Here is an 857-nt window from a genome sequence, read left to right as displayed (position 1 = left end):
TCCTCGGTTTTGACCGTCTTGGTCGTGTCTTGCGTTCCGGCCGCTTGTCCGGCAGCAGGTACTTGAGGTACTTGACCTCGCCCCACTGATTGACCATGCTGTCGCTGTCCAGCACGATCGCGCCCGGCGGTGCGCACAGCGTCACGTCATCCGGCACCCAGCCGCTTTCCCGTTCGGGCTTTTTGAGTCCCCGGCTCGGTGTCCAGCTGCGCAGACCGTTCGGGCTGCCGTGCTCGCGCGGCTCCTTGGTCAGGTACTTGGCCAGCGCCTCGTAGCCGTAGGCGTCCACGTACTCGATGTGCACCTCGCCGTGCGGCCACAGACTTTGCAGGTTTTCCAAGTCCCCGCCCGTGCCGTCGATCACGACATGGTGATGCAGGCGCTTGTCGCCGTGCACACCCTCGGTCACATAGACATAGCGCAGGGATTGACCGGCCAGGCGGCGCGCCTTGCGCAACTGCACCCAGAATCGCTTGATCTTATCCACCGAACCGTCCCGATCATCCGGCAGATGATCGTCGTCATAGGTCAGGGTCACGACCAGATCGCGCGGCGTGAAGTTGGACGCCAGCAGCAGCTCGAGCTTCTGCCATGCGTATTTCATGTTCATTCGCTGGCGCGCAGCCGTCGAGCACTTAGTCTTAGCTGCTCTGGCTTCTGGGCTGTCCGATGGATGCACGGTCGAATACACCGCTGCGTACACCAGCCGCCCCGCCCGGATGACTTTTCTTCGCTTTGCCATTCCACCCTCCTTTCCGTGTCCAAATTGGACACTTTTCTGCAAAAGGGTATAAAAATGCGGGGCTCAGCCCCGCACAGTGCCTTATTTTATTCTTGCCCAACTCGGTGTTGGGGTG

Annotated in this window: 1 protein-coding gene; it reads right to left on the bottom strand. The window is 60.8% G+C overall.

The features are described 5' to 3' along the window. A partial coding sequence (locus tag B5F17_RS14510; RefSeq protein ID WP_087374958.1) for a rolling circle replication-associated protein occupies positions 1–742 on the bottom strand: 742 nt, incomplete at its 3' end. Between the last annotated feature and the right edge of the window lie 115 nt (positions 743–857).

This window comes from Butyricicoccus pullicaecorum, from assembly GCF_002160355.1.
GTDB classification, from domain to species: domain Bacteria; phylum Bacillota; class Clostridia; order Oscillospirales; family Butyricicoccaceae; genus Butyricicoccus; species Butyricicoccus pullicaecorum.
This window is presented reverse-complemented; position numbering and strand designations above follow the sequence as displayed.